This window comes from Enterobacter sp. IF2SW-B1 (genome assembly GCF_001743375.1).
Taxonomy (GTDB): domain Bacteria; phylum Pseudomonadota; class Gammaproteobacteria; order Enterobacterales; family Enterobacteriaceae; genus Enterobacter; species Enterobacter bugandensis.
Map to the genome: position 1 here is coordinate 149,998 of NZ_MJAA01000007.1, position 16,063 is coordinate 166,060.

A 16,063-nucleotide genomic window follows, 5' to 3' on the forward strand; every position below is an offset into this window, starting at 1 on the left:
CGATAACGAGGCGGTGAAATAAAAAACGAAAAAGAATCAATAAGAAGGATAAGTTATATGCGGGTATGGCCGGGTGATGCTGCGCTTACCCGGCCTACGGATTCAGAGCTTAAAGGACTTTCGCCAGGTAATGTCGCTGCATGCCCGGGTACGGATAATCCTGCAAAGACATCTGCAGCTGGTACCCCTGTTTTTCATAGAACGGACGCGCCTGGAAGCTGACGGTATCCACCAGCGCATGCTTGCAGCCTTTGCGTCTGGCTTCATCTTCCGCCGTTTTGATAAGCTGGCTGCCCACGCCGGTACCCCGCACGGTGTCGCTGACCCAGAGAAAATCGATATTCAGCCAGTCACCTTTACGCACCCCAATGAGCCCGCCGAGCATGACGCCTTTATCGTCTCGTACATAAACCCCAATGTCGCCGCTAAAGTTTGTCAGATCGATAAACTGTCCGTTATAGGCTCTTAACCCCACAAATAGCTCTTCTTTTTCTGCGGGTGTTACATTATAAGTAATGCTCAGGTGCATATTTCTCTCCTTATTTTCCGCGCAATTTGAATATCTCACAGCTTAACCTTCATAAAAACTCCTAATTTCCTCCATTTTTTTAATACAGAAACATTCACTCAATAACTAAATAAAAAAAGCCTTTCCAATACGCACCCAAAACGTATACTGAGAACGATCATTCTCACTTTTACACGGTAGACGACGATGAGCACAAAGCTGGAAGAACGACAAAAACAACGTCAGGACGAAATCATCACCGCCGCGCGTCGCTGCTTTCGCGCCAGCGGATTTCACGCCGCCAGCATGTCGCAAATTGCCAGTGAGGCGAAGCTTAGCGTCGGGCAAATTTACCGTTATTTCAGTAACAAAGACGCGATTATTGAAGAGATGATCCGCCGCATTATCGACTCACGCATCGAAGGGATGCAGGACAAAACGGTGGTGGAAGGGATGCCGCAGGCGCTCGCCTGGCGTCAGACGCTCAACGAAGACGACGATGCGTTGATGCTCGAAATGTCTGCCGAGGCGACCCGTAACCCGCAGGTGGCGGCCATGCTGATCGCAGCCGATGCCCGGATGTTTACCAATGCCTGTGCGCACCTGAAAAAACAATTTCCCCATCTGAGCGATGAACATATTCGCTGCTGCGTGGAAATTACCGCGGTGATGATCGAAGGCACGATTTACCGTCGACTCGCGCCTTTAAAAGTACCGTCAGAACAATTAGAGCCTATCTATCAGAATATTTTAAATATGCTTTTCTCTGCGAAGTAATCGCATGTGAATAATTAGCGGGAATAAGTAATTTCCCAACTTAACATTTCCGGCCATGCCGGAGATGCGGTATCGCTGTGCCTTTAAATAGCCCCCCTCCCTGTTGATCCTTTAACAGGGCAGGCATCGTTCACCCTGGAAAAAGATTATGAAAACCATAACAACCTCCATCGCGGCATTACTCCTCCTGACCGGGTGCGATAATGCGCAAACATCTGCTCCCCAGCGTCCTCTTCCGGATGTGGGGATTGTCACCCTCATGAGCCAGCCGGTCTCCGTCGTCAGCGAACTCACGGGCCGCACCACCGCCGCCATGAGCGCCGAAGTGCGCCCGCAGGTGGGCGGCATTATTCAGAAGAGGTTGTTCACCGAAGGCGATACCGTGAAGGCCGGACAGGCGCTGTATCAAATTGACCCTTCCAGCTACCGCGCGGCGTTTGATGAAGCCGCCGCGGCGCTGAAACAGGCCCAGGCGCTGGTGCAGGCCGACTGCCAGAAAGCCCAGCGCTATGCGCAGCTGGTGAAAGACGACGGCGTGTCGCGTCAGGACGCAGAAGACGCGAAGTCCACCTGCGCGCAGGACAAGGCCAGCGTTGAATCAAAGAAGGCCGCACAGGAGAGCGCGCGCATTAACCTCAACTGGACCACCGTCACCGCGCCGATTGCCGGACGCATCGGCATCTCCTCCGTCACCCCCGGCGCGCTGGTCACCGCCCAGCAGGATACCGCGCTCGCCACCATTCGCGGGCTGGACAGCATGTACGTCGACTTAACCCGTTCCAGCGCCGATCTGCTGCGTTTACGCAAGCAAACCCTTGCCACCAATAGCGATACGCTAAGCGTGTCGTTAATCCTCGAAGACGGCAGCACCTACAGCGAGAAAGGCCGCCTGGCGTTAACCGAAGTGGCGGTGGATGAATCAACCGGCTCGGTCACGCTGCGCGCCGTCTTCCCGAACCCGCAGCATCAGCTCCTGCCGGGCATGTTTGTCCGCGCCAGGGTGGATGAAGGCGTCATGAGCGACGCGATCCTCGCGCCGCAGCAGGGCATCACCCGTGACGCCAAAGGCACCGCCACCGCTCTGGTGGTCAATGCCAGCAACAAGGTCGAGCAGCGTCAGCTGGAAACGGGTGACACCTACGGCGACAAATGGCTGGTGCTGAGCGGGCTGAAGGCGGGCGACAGGCTGATTGTGGAAGGTACTGACAAAGTCACCGCCGGGCAGGAAGTGAAGGCCGAAGAGATGAAAGCCAACGGAGGAAACGCCTGATGTTTTCCCGTTTCTTCGTGCGTCGCCCGGTCTTTGCCTGGGTTATCGCTATTCTTATCATGCTCGCCGGGATGCTGGCCATCCGCACGCTGCCGGTCGCGCAGTACCCGGACGTTGCGCCGCCGTCGATCAAAATCTCCGCCACCTATACCGGTGCCTCCGCGCAGACGCTGGAAAACAGCGTAACGCAGGTGATCGAGCAGCAGCTGACCGGGCTGGATAACCTGCTCTACTTCACCTCCACCAGCAGCTCGGACGGATCGGTGAGCATTACCGTCACCTTCGAGCAGGGCACTGACCCGGACACCGCTCAGGTGCAGGTGCAGAACAAAGTCCAGCAGGCGGAATCGCGCCTGCCCACCGAGGTGCAGCAGTCCGGGATCACCGTCGAAAAATCCCAGAGCAACTTCCTGCTGATCATGGGCGTGTACGATAAAACCGACACCGCCAGCAGCTCGGATATTGCCGACTGGCTGGTGAGTAATATGCAGGATCCGCTGGCGCGCGTGGAAGGCGTCGGGAGCCTGCAGGTGTTCGGGGCGGAATACGCGATGCGCATCTGGCTCGACCCGGCGAAGCTGGCGTCCTACTCGCTGATGCCGTCCGACGTGCAGAGCGCGATTGAAGCGCAGAACGTGCAGGTCTCCGCCGGTAAAATCGGCGCGCTGCCCTCGTCGAACGCCCAGCAGCTGACCGCCACCGTCCGCGCCCAGTCGCGCCTGCAGACGGTGGATCAGTTTAAAAACATCATTGTGAAGAGCCAGTCCAACGGCGCGGTGGTGCGCATCAGCGATGTCGCCCGTGTGGAGATGGGCAGCGAAGATTATACCGCCACTGCGAAGCTCAACGGCCACCCAGCGGCGGGTATGGCAGTCATGCTCTCACCGGGTGCGAACGCGCTCAACACTGCGACGGCGGTGAAAGACAAGATTGCCGAGTTCAAAAAGTCGATGCCGGAAGGCTACGACGTGGCCTACCCGAAGGACAGCACCGAGTTCATCAAGATCTCCGTTGAGGACGTGATTCAGACCCTGTTCGAAGCCATTGTCCTCGTAGTGGTGGTGATGTACCTGTTCCTGCAAAACATCCGCGCGACGCTGATCCCCGCGTTGGCGGTACCTGTCGTTCTGCTGGGTACCTTCGGCGTGCTGGCGCTGTTCGGCTACTCCATCAATACCCTGACGCTGTTTGCGATGGTGCTGGCGATAGGGCTTTTGGTGGATGACGCCATCGTGGTGGTGGAAAACGTCGAGCGTATTATGCACGACGAGGGGCTGCCCGCCCGGGAAGCCACCGAGAAATCGATGGGCGAAATCTCCGGCGCGCTGGTCGCCATTGCGCTGGTGCTCTCTGCGGTATTCCTGCCGATGGCCTTCTTCGGCGGCTCCACCGGGGTGATTTACCGTCAGTTCTCGGTCACCATTATTTCGGCGATGTTCCTCTCCGTGGTGGTGGCGCTGACCCTGACGCCCGCGCTCTGCGGCTCGATTCTGAGCCACACGACGCCGCACAAAAAGGGCTTCTTCGGCGCGTTTAACCGCTTCTACAGCAGGACCGAGCGCGGTTATCAGAACAAGGTGCTGCGCGCTCTGCGCCGTTCCGGCGGCATGCTGGTCATCTACGTCCTGCTCTGCGGCGCGATGGGCTTCGCCATGCTTAAGCTGCCGGGCAGCTTCCTGCCGACGGAAGACCAGGGCGAAATCATGGTGCAGTACACCCTGCCAGCCGGCGCGACGACGGTACGTACCGCCGAAGTCAGCCGCCAGGTGCGCGAATGGTTCCTCACCAAAGAGAAAGCCAACACCAACGTGATCTTCACCATTGAAGGCTTCAGCTTCAGCGGCAGCGGCCAGAACGCCGGGATGGCGTTTGTCTCCCTGAAGAACTGGTCAGAGCGTAAAGGCGATGCAAACACGGCTCAGGCCATCGCCCTGCGTGCCACGCAGGAACTGAGCACCATCCGCGATGCGACCATCTTTGCGATGACGCCGCCTGCGGTGGACGGCCTGGGCCAGAGCAACGGTTTTACCTTTGAGCTGATGGCCAGCGGCGGCACCGACCGCGATGCGCTGCTGAAACTGCGTAACCAGCTGATTGGCGAAGCCAACCAGGACAGCTCGCTGCATGCCGTGCGCGCCAACGATCTGCCGCAGATGCCGCAGCTTCAGGTGGATATCGACAACAACAAGGCCGTGTCGCTGGGGCTGTCCCTGAGCGACGTCACCAACACCCTCTCCAGCGCCTGGGGCGGGACCTACGTGAACGACTTTATCGATCGCGGCCGCGTGAAAAAGGTCTACATCCAGGGCGACAGCGACTATCGCGCCGTGCCGTCCGATCTCAACAAATGGTATGTGCGCGGCAGCGACAGCACCATGACCCCGTTCTCCGCCTTCGCCACCACTCGCTGGGAGTATGGCCCGGAAAGCCTGGTGCGCTACAACGGCTCGGCGGCGTATGAGATACAGGGCGAAAACGCCAGCGGCGCGAGCTCCGGCACGGCGATGAGCAAAATGGAGCAGCTGGCAAACAGCCTGCCGTCCGGCAGCACCTGGGCGTGGAGCGGTTTATCGTTGCAGGAAAAACTGGCGAGCGGTCAGGCAATGAGCCTTTATGCCCTTTCCATTCTCGTGGTGTTCCTGTGCCTGGCGGCGCTGTATGAGAGCTGGTCGGTGCCGATTTCGGTCATCCTGGTGATCCCGCTTGGGGTGCTGGGTGCGGCGCTTGCCGCCTCCCTGCGCGGCCTGAGTAATGACGTCTACTTCCAGGTGGCGCTGCTCACCACCATCGGCCTGTCGTCGAAGAACGCCATCCTGATTGTCGAGTTTGCCGAAGCCAAAGTCGCAGAAGGTTACTCCCTGACGCGCGCCGCCCTGCGTGCCGCCCAGACGCGTCTGCGTCCCATCATCATGACGTCGCTGGCGTTTATCGCAGGGGTGACGCCGCTGGCCGTTGCAACCGGTGCAGGGGCCAACAGCCGCGTGGCAATTGGTACCGGCATTATCGGCGGAACGCTGGCCGCGACGCTGCTGGCGATCTTCTTCGTCCCTTTATTCTTTGTACTGGTGAAACGTCTGTTCTCCGGTAAACACGCGAACCGGAGGTCATAATGTTTCGTGTCACTGTTTTAGCGTTAGCCCTGCTGAGCGCAGGGTGTGTGTCGTTAGACCCTACCTATCAACGCCCGGACGCTCCCGTCCCGGCGACCTTGCCCGGCGCGCACGGCGAAGCCACCGCCGTGGTGAGCCAGTGGCAGCAGGTGATGAACGACGCGAGGCTGAAAAGCGTGGTGACGATGGCGCTGAACAGCAACCGCGACGTGCAAAAAGCGATCGCGGATATCGACGCCGCCCGCGCACAGTACGGTGAAACGCGCTCGTCCCTGTTTCCGACGGTGGACGCCGAGCTGAGCCACACCCGCAGCCGCACGCTGGCAAGCGGTGTTGCGACAAGCGACGAAGCCAACGGTGCGGTCTCCAGCTTCGAGCTGGATCTGTTTGGTCGCAACCAGAGCCTCTCCCGCGCCGCGCGTGAAACCTGGCTTGCCAGCGAGTTCACCGCGCAGAACACGCGCCTGACGATGGTTAGCGAGCTGACCACGGCCTGGGTGACGCTGGCGGCGGATAACAGCAACCTGGCGCTGGCGAAATCCACAATGGAGAGCGCGGCAAACTCGCTGAAGATTGTGAAGCGCCAGCAGGAAGTGGGCGTCGCGGCGGCTACGGACGTCAGTGAAGCGATGGCGGTTTACCAGCAGGCGCGCGCCAGCGTAGCGAGCTACCGGACGCTGGTGATGCAGGATAAAAATGCCCTCAATCTGCTGGCGGGCGATACGGTGCCGGACAACCTGCTGCCCGGTACGCTGGAGAGCCTGAGCAACAACGCCATCACGCTGATCCCGGCGGGCGTCAGCTCCAGCGCGCTGCTGCGCCGCCCGGACATTCAGGAAGCGGAACATAACCTGCTGAGCGCCAACGCCAATATCGGCGCGGCGCGCGCCAACTTCTTCCCGACCATTTCACTGACCGCCAGCGCGGGCGTCGGCAGCGACTCGCTCTCCTCCCTGTTCAGCCACGGCATGAAGGTCTGGTCATTCGCGCCGTCCATCACCCTGCCGCTGTTCAGCGGTGGCAACAATCTGGCGCAGCTGCGTTATGCAGAAGCCGAGAAAAAAGGGTTAATTGCGACCTACGAAAAAGCCATCCAGAGCGCGTTTAAAGACGTGGCCGACGCGCTGGCGCGCCGTGAAACGCTCAGCGAGCAGCTTGATGCCCAGCGAGAATACGTGGCGGCCGAGCAAAAAACGCTGGATGTGGCAACGCGCAGCTATAAGGCGGGCGCGGGGGATTATCTGACGGTACTGACCGCGCAGCGGTCGCTGTGGTCTGCGCAGGAATCGCTGATTGCGCTGCAGCAAACCGACCTGGAGAACCGCATCACGCTGTGGCAGTCGCTGGGCGGGGGGATCCAGTAACCTTATCGGTGGGCGATTCTCATGCGCAGAAAAGAGAAAATCATACTTTCGACTGGAATCGCTACACTGAATGTAACGATATATTTCATGGGAAGCCTGTGACGTCTAAAGGGGGTTGTTGATGAAAGCTGCGCACCTGGTCTGCCTGCTGGTTTGTCTGCTCTTCGCCGCGTTTGTCCATGCTCAGGAAAAAGAGGATCCGGCGAAAGAGGCGCAGATTAAGCAACAGGTCCTGAAAGATATTAAGAAAACCTGTACGCCACAGAAAAAGCAGAGCGATAAGGCCTGGCAGGAGATGATTTTGTCGTCCGAGGCCAATCAGCTGCTGATCAAAAACGCCATCACCGCCGTGAAGCGCGACAACCTGGACGCCTACTGGGCTGCGGTTGGTCAGGTGGATTGTCTGGAAGATTATTGAGTTCTCGCCGGGTGGCGCTGCGCTTACCCGGCCTGGAAAATGTTTTAACGCTTCCGCACGTCCGGAATGATGAGATCCCCGCGCAGAACATAGGACCCGAGCATCTGCGTTTTCTCCGTCAGCCAGCTTACGATACGCGCCGCCATGGCATCCATTGAATATTCAATCGCCGGGATCACCGGAATACCCGGCAGGTGCAGCGATCCGGCCAGGCTAAAGACCATAATGTCGTCCGGTACGGATTTATTAAACGCCTGCAGCTGCGGGATCACCCGCTGGGCCTCCTGCTCGTCCGCCACCAGCAGCGCGTTGAAGTTCAGCGTGGACGCGTTGTTGAGTAATTCCTGAAGCGCAACGGACGAGGAGGTTGCGTCCATAAAGACGAGGTTGCGATTAAAGGGCAGGAAATTTTTCTCCAGCGCGTGCTTATAGCCAAGCAGCACCTGGTCGGCAAACCCGCTGCCGTGCGGGTGGATCAGCGCAATCTGGCGACGCCCCTGGCTGGTCAGATAGTTACAGGCGGTTTCGGCGGCAAAGGCGTGATCGAACTGAATGCTGTTGGAGTTATCAGCTTCCATGCAGTCCACCAGGATGACGTTTTCCATATCCACGTCCAGCGGGAAACGGGCGCCAATCACCAGAATGTCGTCACACAGGCCGCAGGAGAGTTCTTCAAGAGCATTCATCACTTCCGCTTTGCTATGGGCGAAGCGCAGCAGCAGGTGTTTTTGATGCTGGCTGAGCTGTTTTTCCAGCGCGTAAAGATAACCGGTGGTCTGGTTAATGTTTTCCTGCGCGCAAATCACCCCAATGCAGCCCGTCGACTGGCTCAGCAGCGACTGGGCAATCACGTTGGGACGGTAGTTCAGCTCATCCACCGCCTTTAGCACGGCCTGACGGCTGGCTTCCTTAACGCCACGTGACCCACTCAACACTCGCGATACCGTGGCTTTAGACACCCCGGCCAGACGTGATACATCATTGATTGTCGACATCTCTTTCCCCTGGCAGGCTAACCTCGCGCCTGCAAATTCCATAACCGCTACGGCTCACATTATAGCCAGAACGGAGTATATCCGTTTCCGTTTTTCATGGAAACCGATTTTCCGTTTCCACTCAAAATGATGTCAAAACAGCCAAATTATGTGACACACATCCGGTTAATTAGCCTCATAAGTATTGGATCTTGATGGCTATCACAGTTCTGCTTTTTATAAATGGAAACCGGTTTCCGTATCATGTCCAATCATTCTCGCAATAACTATTTACATTTAGAGGATGGTTGTCGATGTTCAAGATTATGCTGTGTTGCTCTGCCGGGATGTCCACCAGCCTGCTGGTCAGCAAAATGGTCGATGTCGCGAAAGAACGTGGTTTGCCGGTGAAGATTGATGCGTACGGTGTTTCCGAATTTGATACGCAGTTTCCGCAATACCAGGTGGTACTTCTCGGACCGCAAGTGAAATACATGTTACAGACACTCTCAGACAAGGCGGCTACGAAAGGCATTCCGGTGCAGCCCATCGATATGATGGACTACGGCATGCAACGTGGCGATAAAGTACTGGACTATGCTCTGTCGCTCATCGAAGCGGCACACTAAAAGGTGTTCACATGAGTTCGTTATATCAATCCATGGTCGCGGTGATTGAGCAGTCAATTACCCCGCTGGCCGCGAAGCTCGGCCAGCAAAAGTATGTGATTGCCATTCGCGACGGCTTTACCGCCGCGCTGCCGTTCATGATCATCGGCTCGTTTATGCTGGTGTTCATCTTCCCGCCGTTCTCGGCGGATACCACCAACAGCTTCGCCCGCGGCTGGCTGGATTTCTCCCAGACCTACCGCGAACAATTGATGCTGCCGTTTAACCTCAGCATGGGCGTGATGACCTTCTTCATTTCGGTGGGGATTGGGGCGAGCCTGGGGCGTCAGTTTAACCTCGACCCAGTGATGTCCGGCCTGCTGGCCTTTATGGCCTTCCTGCTGGTCGCCGCGCCGTATGCCGACGGTAAAATCTCGACCCAGTATCTCTCCGGTCAGGGCATCTTTACCGCGCTTATCACCGCGATTTACGCCACCCGCGTCTATGCGTGGCTGAAGCAGAACAACGTGACCATCCGCCTGCCGAAGGAAGTGCCCACCGGCGTGGCACGTTCGTTTGAGATCCTGATCCCGGTGATGGTGGTGATCGGTACGCTGCACCCGCTGAACCTGTTCATTGAAGCGCAGACCGGAATGATCATCCCGCAGGCGATCATGCACCTGCTGGAGCCGCTGGTATCCGCATCCGACTCCCTGCCCGCGATACTGCTCTCCGTGCTGCTATGCCAGATCTTCTGGTTTGCCGGTATTCACGGCTCGCTGATTGTCACCGGCATCATGAACCCATTCTGGATGGCGAACCTCTCCGCAAACCAGGCGGCGCTCGCCGCAGGCGCGGCGCTGCCGCACGTTTACCTGCAGGGCTTCTGGGATCACTACCTGCTGATTGGCGGCGTAGGCTCCACGCTGCCGCTGGCGTTCCTGCTGCTGCGCAGCCGCGCCACGCACCTGCGCACCATCGGCAAAATGGGCATTGTGCCGAGCTTCTTTAACATCAATGAGCCGATTCTGTTCGGTGCGCCGATCATCATGAACCCGATGCTGTTTATCCCGTTCGTGTTTGTTCCGCTGGTCAATGCCTGCCTGGCGTACGGCGCAACGAAGCTCGGCTGGCTGGCTCAGGTGGTGTCATTAACCCCGTGGACCACCCCCGCGCCGATTGGTGCCTCATGGGCGGCAAACTGGGCGCTCAGTCCGGTGATAATGTGCCTGGTTTGTATGGTGATGTCCGCGCTGATGTACCTGCCGTTCCTGCGCGCCTATGAGCGTACGCTGATGAAAAACGAAGAGCAGAAGGCCCAGGCAACCGTCGGTACCGCTGAAGCCGCAAGCAATTAAGTCAAAGAGGAAAGGACATGAAATACGCATTTCCCGATAACTTCTGGTGGGGCAGCGCAAGCTCCGCTCTCCAGACCGAAGGGGCAAGAGAGGGGGAAACCACATGGGATTACTGGTTTGCCCGCGAGCCGAACCGTTTTCACAACGGCGTGGGGCCGCAGCATACCTCCACGTTTTATCAAAACTGGAAAACGGACATTCAGCTGTTAAAGCAGCTGAACCACAACAGCTTTCGTACCTCGATTAGCTGGGCGCGCCTGATCCCCGACGGTATCGGTGAAGTGAACCCGGAAGCGGTCGATTTTTACAATCAGGTCATTGATGAGCTGAATGAACAGGGCATCACGCCGTTTATCACCCTGTTCCACTTCGACATGCCGATGGCGATGCAGGAGCTCGGCGGCTGGGAAAACCGTGACGTGGTGGACGCTTACGCCCGCTATGCGCAGATCTGCTTCGAGCTGTTTGGCGACCGCGTGCTGCACTGGTTTACCTTCAACGAGCCCATCGTCCCGGTGGAGGGCGGTTATCTGTACGACTTCCACTATCCCAACGTGGTGGATTTCCGCCGGGCGGCCACCGTGGCGTATCACACCGTGCTGGCCCACGCGAAGGCCGTTCAGGCTTACCGCGCCGGACATTACGCGGGTGAGATCGGCATCGTGCTGAACCTGACGCCGTCCTACCCGCGCTCGCAGAACCCGGCGGACGTGAAGGCGGCGCACATCGCGGACCTGATGTTTAACCGCAGCTTCCTTGACCCGGTACTGCGCGGGGAGTATCCGGCCGACCTGGTGGCGTTGCTGAAATCCTACGATCAGTTGCCCGCCTGCAAGCCGGAAGACGGCTTCCTGATTGCGGAAGGGAAAATCGACCTGCTCGGCGTGAACTACTATCAGCCGCGTCGCGTGAAGTGTCGCGACAGCGCGGTGAACCCGCAGGCGCCGTTTATGCCGGAGTGGTTCTTTGATAACTACGAGATGCCGGGCCGCAAGATGAATCCGTACCGCGGCTGGGAAATCTACGAGCCGGGTATTTACGATATTCTGGTTAACCTGCGCGACAATTACGGCAACCCTCGCTGCTTTATTTCTGAAAACGGCATGGGCGTCGAAAATGAACAGCGCTTTATTGAAAATGGCCAGATTAACGATCACTACCGCATCGAGTTTATTTTTGAGCATTTAACGTGGCTGCATAAAGGGATTAGCGAAGGGTGCAATTGCCTTGGCTACCATATGTGGACATTTATTGATAACTGGTCGTGGTGCAATGCCTATAAAAATCGCTACGGATTTATTCAGCTCGATTTAGAGACGCAGATGCGCACCATTAAGAAAAGCGGAGAGTGGTTTGCCGCCACCGCCTTAAATAATAGTTTTGAAAAAGAGTAATAATGATGATCGCACTAGAAGAAGCCGTAATGGAAATTATCGTCAACGCCGGACAGTCCCGCAGCCTGTGCTTTGAAGCGCTGCACGCGGCGCGTCAGGGCAACTTTGACGAGGCCAAAAGCCTGCTGCACGAAGCCGACGGCTACGCGCGCCAGGCGCACAAGATGCAGACCAAACTGATCGAGCAGGATGCGGGCGAAGGCCGCCAGCCGATGACGTTAATCATGGTGCACGCGCAGGATCATTTAATGAATTCCTTATTAGCGCGTGAACTGTCTGAAGAAATTATTCATTTATATCAGAGATAGTCTATGGCGAAATAAAGTTAATGTAATACCTCTGTACCCTAAATAGAGATCCACTTGTTCTGATGATAGCGACATACTCTGTCAGATCGGAGCGGGATGGTTATTGTCTGAATAAAATTAAACTATATTGAGATAACCATGAATACGATTAAAAAACTTCCATTAACCATGGCGGTTATCGCCGCGCTTTGCCCAATTTCCGTACTCGCACAAGAATTTACCCAGGAGCAAATCGACGCCATTGTGGCGAAAGCGGTAGATAAAGCTCTGGCCGAGCGTCAGGCCAAGATGGATGCGGCGGTTGCGAAAAAAGCGGACGTGGTGACCGAGCCGCAAAGCGCGGCGCAATCCCCGGATATGGCGATACCGTTCGGCATTAAATTTACCGGCTACGCCCGCTACGGCGCGCACTTCCAGGCCGCCGATCAGAAATACGTGGCGGTGGACGGCTCCTACAACGGCGCGTCCGCGATTGGTCGTCTGGGTAACGAAGGTAACGGCGGGGAATTCCAGCTTTCCAAGGCCTTCAAAGGGGACAACGGCGCCATCTGGGACATCAACGTGATGATCGACCACTGGGGCGACGAGGTTAACCTGAAAAAAGCCTACGCGGGGGTGACCAACATTATGGCCTCCAACCCAAATGCCTACTTCTGGGCCGGTCGTGACTTCCACCAGCGTCCGCAGCAGGGCATCAACGATTACTTCTGGATGAACCACGACGGCCAGGGCGCCGGGGTGAAGAACTTTGACATCGGCGGCGTGCAGTTTGACGTGGCTGCCGTGGCGGCAGTCGAATCCTGTAGTCCGGAAGTGATGGAAGATGAAGCGAACCCGTCGCGCATCACCTGTACCGGCGGTTCCGGCACGGGCGACAAGGGCAACTACGCCGCGACCTCCAAAATCCACGGCATGAAGCTCGGCCCGATCGACATGGAGCTGTACGCCAACTACGGCTTTGATTCGAAAGCGGTTGAAAGCGACGAACGCCTGAACGCCTGGCAGGGCGGCGTGGTGCTAAGCCACACCAACGACAGCGGCGTGAACAAGGTGATCGCCCGCTACTCCGATAACGCGGACAACAGCGTGTTCAACAAAACCGAAGATCTGACCACGGTCTACGCCAGCTTCGAAGGGCTGTATAAATTCACCCAGGCCACGCAGGTGGAGTACATCCTCGCCTTCCACGACTACGACAACAGCCGCGATAAGACCGACAACCGCAAGAACTACAACGCCATCGTGCGCCCGATGCACTGGTGGACCGACGTTCACTCTACCTGGCTGGAAGCAGGCTGGCAGCACGTTGACTACGACAACGGCGGCGACAACAAGGGCTGGAAGCTGACCCTGTCGCAGAACATGTCTATCGCCATGGGGCCGGAGTTCCGTCCGATGCTGCGCTTCTACGTCACCGGCGGCAAAGTGGATAATGAACGCACCGCGCGCGTGAACAATACCAAAGACGAGACGCTCGACGACTTCAACGTCGGCGCGATGTGGGAGGCGTGGTTCTAAGGTCAACAACATGCCGGGCGGCGCTACGCTTACCCGGCCTATGGTTTTCCCCCTCTCCCCGTGGGAGAGGGCCGGGGTGAGGGCATCAGGCCGCACACAACCATGCTATGCTGTTGGCCAATTAACGACAACATAGCAGGGGAGAAAATGGGTTCCACACGTAAAGGGATGCTGAACGTCCTGATCGCCGCCGTTTTATGGGGCAGTTCCGGAGTTTGCGCGCAGTACATCATGGAGAAAAGCCACATTTCTTCGCCTTACCTGACCATGGTTCGCCTGCTGTTTACCGGCGTGATCCTGCTGACGCTCTCCTTCGTTCACGGCGACAAGATTTTCTCGATCATCAAGCATCGTAAAGACGCCCTCAGTCTGCTGTTTTTCTCGCTGGTCGGAGCGCTCACCGTGCAGCTCACCTTCCTGCTGACGATTGAAAAATCCAACGCCGCTACGGCGACCGTGCTCCAGTTCCTGTCGCCGACCATCATTGTGGCGTGGTTCGCCCTGGCGCGGAAAACGCGCCCCGGCGTGTTTGTCCTGTCAGCGATTTTTACGTCGTTGATCGGCACCTTCCTGCTGGTGACCCACGGCGACCCAACCTCGCTCTCCATCTCCCCTGCCGCGCTGTTCTTCGGCATCGCCTCGGCGTTTGCCGCCGCGTTTTACACCACCTATCCGTCAGCGCTGATTGCCCGCTACGGCACGCTGCCGATTGTCGGCTGGAGCATGTTGATTGCCGGGTTAATGCTGACGCCGTTCTACGCCGGGCGCGGCACCACTTTCGTGATTGACGGCGGCCTGCTGCTGGCATTTTTCTACCTGGTGGTGATCGGCACGGCGCTGACGTTCAGCCTGTACCTGAAGGGCGCGCAGATGATTGGCGGGCCGAAGGCGAGCATTCTGAGCTGCGCCGAGCCGCTGAGCAGCGCGCTGCTGTCGGTGGTGTTGCTTGGCGTGGCGTTTACGCTGCCGGACTGGCTGGGGACGCTGCTGATCGTGTCGTCGGTGGTGCTGATTTCGATGGATTCGCGTAGAAGGGTTAAGGCATCGGCGTAGCCTGATGCCCTCACCCCAACCCTCTCCCACGGGAGAGGGAGAAAAACACTACTTCGCCTTAACCTTTCCCGCCACCAGCAGCGCGGTCAGCAGCATCAGCGTGCCGGAAATCACCAGCGGTGACGTCAGCCCCAGATGGTCGAGCGCCACGCCGCCAATGGCCGCACCGCAGGTGTTCGCCAGCTGGATCACCGCCACCTGAATCGACCCGGCTTTTTCCGCCTGATCGGCAAGCGTTCGGGTGATCCACGTCGACCAGCCCACCGGTACCAGCGCAAAGGCAAAGCCCCAGATAATCGCAATCGCCGAGGCAACCCATTTGTCGCTACCCCACAGAATCAGCACCGTGGCACTCACCGCCAGCAGCAACGGCGCCCCCGCCAGCGCCACCTTCAGGGAGCGCTTCAGGAACTGGGACGACAGCGACGTGCCGATAAAGCTGGCGATACCGAAGCTCAGCAGCACCAGCGTCAGGCCGTCCACGTCAAAGCCCGCCATGGTCATAAACACCGGGCGGATGTAGGTGAAAAAGGCAAACTGCCCGGCAAAGGCCATAAAGATGGCGGTCATCCCCGCCAGCACGCCCGGACGCTTGAGCAGCGCGAACATGTTCTGTTTGTGGTGCGCCGCTTCGCCCGGCAGGGACGGCAGCGCCTTCCACACCCAGATAATGCAGAGCACACCCATCACTGCCGCCGCGTTAAAGACGTTACGCCAGCCGATAATCCCACCAAGGAAGCTGCCCAGCGGCGCGGCAATCACCAGCGCAATAGAGACCGCGCCGAAGATAACGGACAGCGCTTTTGGCACGGTGCGCGCGGGCACCAGGCGCATGGTCAGCGAGGCCGACATCGCCCAGAAGCCGCCTAATCCCAGCCCCAAACAGGCGCGACCGAGCAGCAGCAGAGTGAAGCTTTCCGCGAAAGAGACCAGCAGGCAGGAGAGCGTCAGCAGCACGCTGAACAGAATGACCACTTTGCGGCGATCAATCGCGCCAATCACCTGAGTGATAAACAGGCTGGCGAACATCGCCACAAAGGCGGTGACGGTAACGGACTGCCCCGCCACGCCTTCGGAAATGCCCAGATCCTGCGCCATCGGCGTCAGCAGGCTCACCGGCAGAAACTCAACGGTAATCAGGCAGGCGACGCAGAACGCCACGGAGAAAACCGCCGACCAGTTGGGGCGTGAAACCTCGCTGGTCTGCGGTCTGGTTGTGGGCTGGATATGTTCTGTCATGGCATCACCTGAAGATAAAAACGTGCGGAAAAGTCGCGCAGTTTATCATCAAAAGTGTGACGAATTTAACGTTTAGACAACTTTTGTCGTTTTTAATGATTCGGAAGGCAGAGCGGCGGTGACTGATACCTTTTCAGCATAACGAAAATGAAAATTCAGTAACC

The 16,063-nt window shown here is 57.8% G+C and carries 14 protein-coding genes; 11 read left to right on the forward strand and 3 right to left on the reverse strand.

Translation table 11 applies throughout. The features are described 5' to 3' along the window. Window positions 1–109 precede the first annotated feature (109 nt). Window positions 110–529 carry a GNAT family N-acetyltransferase gene (locus A6013_RS15395; protein WP_063155222.1) on the reverse strand — a complete coding sequence of 140 codons (420 nt, stop codon included), beginning with the start codon at window positions 527–529 and terminating at the stop codon, window positions 110–112. A gap of 186 nt (window positions 530–715) precedes the next feature. Here A6013_RS15395 and A6013_RS15400 point away from each other — a divergent pair, with 186 nt between their 5' ends. The 5 genes from A6013_RS15400 to A6013_RS15420 all read left to right on the forward strand — a co-directional run bounded on the left by A6013_RS15400 (window position 716) and on the right by A6013_RS15420 (window position 7,447). Continuing rightward, the gene (locus A6013_RS15400; protein ID WP_028014987.1) at window positions 716–1,285 is read left to right on the forward strand and encodes a TetR/AcrR family transcriptional regulator; all 570 of its coding nucleotides are present in this window, start codon (window positions 716–718) and stop codon (window positions 1,283–1,285) included. Window positions 1,286–1,433: 148 nt separating this feature from the next. Next, a complete protein-coding gene (locus A6013_RS15405) occupies window positions 1,434–2,555 on the forward strand; it encodes an efflux RND transporter periplasmic adaptor subunit (protein WP_048959755.1) in 1,122 nt (373 codons plus the stop codon). Further along, entirely contained in the window at window positions 2,555–5,665 is a 3,111-nt protein-coding gene (locus A6013_RS15410; protein ID WP_069733379.1) for an efflux RND transporter permease subunit, read from the forward strand. The genes A6013_RS15405 and A6013_RS15410 overlap by 1 nt, the downstream gene beginning before the upstream one ends. After that, the gene (locus A6013_RS15415; protein ID WP_069733380.1) at window positions 5,665–7,029 is read left to right on the forward strand and encodes an efflux transporter outer membrane subunit; all 1,365 of its coding nucleotides are present in this window, start codon (window positions 5,665–5,667) and stop codon (window positions 7,027–7,029) included. Before A6013_RS15410 ends, A6013_RS15415 begins: the two co-directional genes overlap by 1 nt. Window positions 7,030–7,150: 121 nt before the next feature. Then, window positions 7,151–7,447 (forward strand): YicS family protein, encoded by a 297-nt coding sequence (locus A6013_RS15420; protein WP_032661999.1) that lies wholly within the window; start codon window positions 7,151–7,153, stop codon window positions 7,445–7,447. Between the two features lie 44 nt (window positions 7,448–7,491). Here A6013_RS15420 and A6013_RS15425 read toward each other — a convergent pair whose 3' ends face one another. After that, entirely contained in the window at window positions 7,492–8,442 is a 951-nt protein-coding gene (locus tag A6013_RS15425) for a LacI family DNA-binding transcriptional regulator (protein ID WP_028014982.1), read from the reverse strand. Window positions 8,443–8,735: 293 nt separating this feature from the next. On the opposite strand from A6013_RS15425, the gene A6013_RS15430 reads away from it, so the two are divergent. The 6 genes from A6013_RS15430 to A6013_RS15455 all read left to right on the forward strand — a co-directional run bounded on the left by A6013_RS15430 (window position 8,736) and on the right by A6013_RS15455 (window position 14,660). Beyond that, complete coding sequence (locus A6013_RS15430) at window positions 8,736–9,050, forward strand: PTS sugar transporter subunit IIB (RefSeq protein ID WP_014830072.1); 315 nt, start codon at window positions 8,736–8,738, stop codon at window positions 9,048–9,050. Between the two features lie 11 nt (window positions 9,051–9,061). After that, window positions 9,062–10,387 carry a PTS sugar transporter subunit IIC gene (locus tag A6013_RS15435; RefSeq protein ID WP_028014981.1) on the forward strand — a complete coding sequence of 442 codons (1,326 nt, stop codon included), beginning with the start codon at window positions 9,062–9,064 and terminating at the stop codon, window positions 10,385–10,387. A 17-nt stretch (window positions 10,388–10,404) separates the two neighbouring features. Further along, window positions 10,405–11,781, forward strand: a complete 1,377-nt coding sequence (locus tag A6013_RS15440) for a glycoside hydrolase family 1 protein (protein ID WP_069733381.1) — start codon at window positions 10,405–10,407, stop codon at window positions 11,779–11,781. A 5-nt stretch (window positions 11,782–11,786) separates the two neighbouring features. Further along, a complete protein-coding gene (locus A6013_RS15445; RefSeq protein WP_028014979.1) occupies window positions 11,787–12,089 on the forward strand; it encodes a PTS lactose/cellobiose transporter subunit IIA in 303 nt (100 codons plus the stop codon). A gap of 138 nt (window positions 12,090–12,227) precedes the next feature. Further along, window positions 12,228–13,607: a carbohydrate porin gene (locus A6013_RS15450; protein WP_069733382.1), complete on the forward strand. Its 1,380-nt coding sequence runs from the start codon at window positions 12,228–12,230 to the stop codon at window positions 13,605–13,607. A gap of 147 nt (window positions 13,608–13,754) precedes the next feature. Further along, the gene (locus A6013_RS15455; protein WP_028014977.1) at window positions 13,755–14,660 is read left to right on the forward strand and encodes an EamA family transporter; all 906 of its coding nucleotides are present in this window, start codon (window positions 13,755–13,757) and stop codon (window positions 14,658–14,660) included. Between the two features lie 48 nt (window positions 14,661–14,708). On the opposite strand, the gene nepI is transcribed toward A6013_RS15455, so the two are convergent. Then, a complete protein-coding gene (gene nepI / locus A6013_RS15460) occupies window positions 14,709–15,899 on the reverse strand; it encodes a purine ribonucleoside efflux pump NepI (protein WP_048959932.1) in 1,191 nt (396 codons plus the stop codon). Window positions 15,900–16,063: the final 164 nt, after the last annotated feature.

Bases quoted from the DNA above. Each gene is read 5' to 3' on its own strand.
- A6013_RS15395 (WP_063155222.1), bottom strand. From the start codon at position 529: ATGCACCTGAGCATTACTTATAATGTAACACCCGCAGAAAAAGAAGAG.
- A6013_RS15400 (WP_028014987.1), top strand. From the start codon at position 716: ATGAGCACAAAGCTGGAAGAACGACAAAAACAACGTCAGGACGAAATC.
- A6013_RS15405 (WP_048959755.1), top strand. From the start codon at position 1,434: ATGAAAACCATAACAACCTCCATCGCGGCATTACTCCTCCTGACCGGG.
- A6013_RS15410 (WP_069733379.1), top strand. From the start codon at position 2,555: ATGTTTTCCCGTTTCTTCGTGCGTCGCCCGGTCTTTGCCTGGGTTATC.
- A6013_RS15415 (WP_069733380.1), top strand. From the start codon at position 5,665: ATGTTTCGTGTCACTGTTTTAGCGTTAGCCCTGCTGAGCGCAGGGTGT.
- A6013_RS15420 (WP_032661999.1), top strand. From the start codon at position 7,151: ATGAAAGCTGCGCACCTGGTCTGCCTGCTGGTTTGTCTGCTCTTCGCC.
- A6013_RS15425 (WP_028014982.1), bottom strand. From the start codon at position 8,442: ATGTCGACAATCAATGATGTATCACGTCTGGCCGGGGTGTCTAAAGCC.
- A6013_RS15430 (WP_014830072.1), top strand. From the start codon at position 8,736: ATGTTCAAGATTATGCTGTGTTGCTCTGCCGGGATGTCCACCAGCCTG.
- A6013_RS15435 (WP_028014981.1), top strand. From the start codon at position 9,062: ATGAGTTCGTTATATCAATCCATGGTCGCGGTGATTGAGCAGTCAATT.
- A6013_RS15440 (WP_069733381.1), top strand. From the start codon at position 10,405: ATGAAATACGCATTTCCCGATAACTTCTGGTGGGGCAGCGCAAGCTCC.
- A6013_RS15445 (WP_028014979.1), top strand. From the start codon at position 11,787: ATGATCGCACTAGAAGAAGCCGTAATGGAAATTATCGTCAACGCCGGA.
- A6013_RS15450 (WP_069733382.1), top strand. From the start codon at position 12,228: ATGAATACGATTAAAAAACTTCCATTAACCATGGCGGTTATCGCCGCG.
- A6013_RS15455 (WP_028014977.1), top strand. From the start codon at position 13,755: ATGGGTTCCACACGTAAAGGGATGCTGAACGTCCTGATCGCCGCCGTT.
- nepI (WP_048959932.1), bottom strand. From the start codon at position 15,899: ATGACAGAACATATCCAGCCCACAACCAGACCGCAGACCAGCGAGGTT.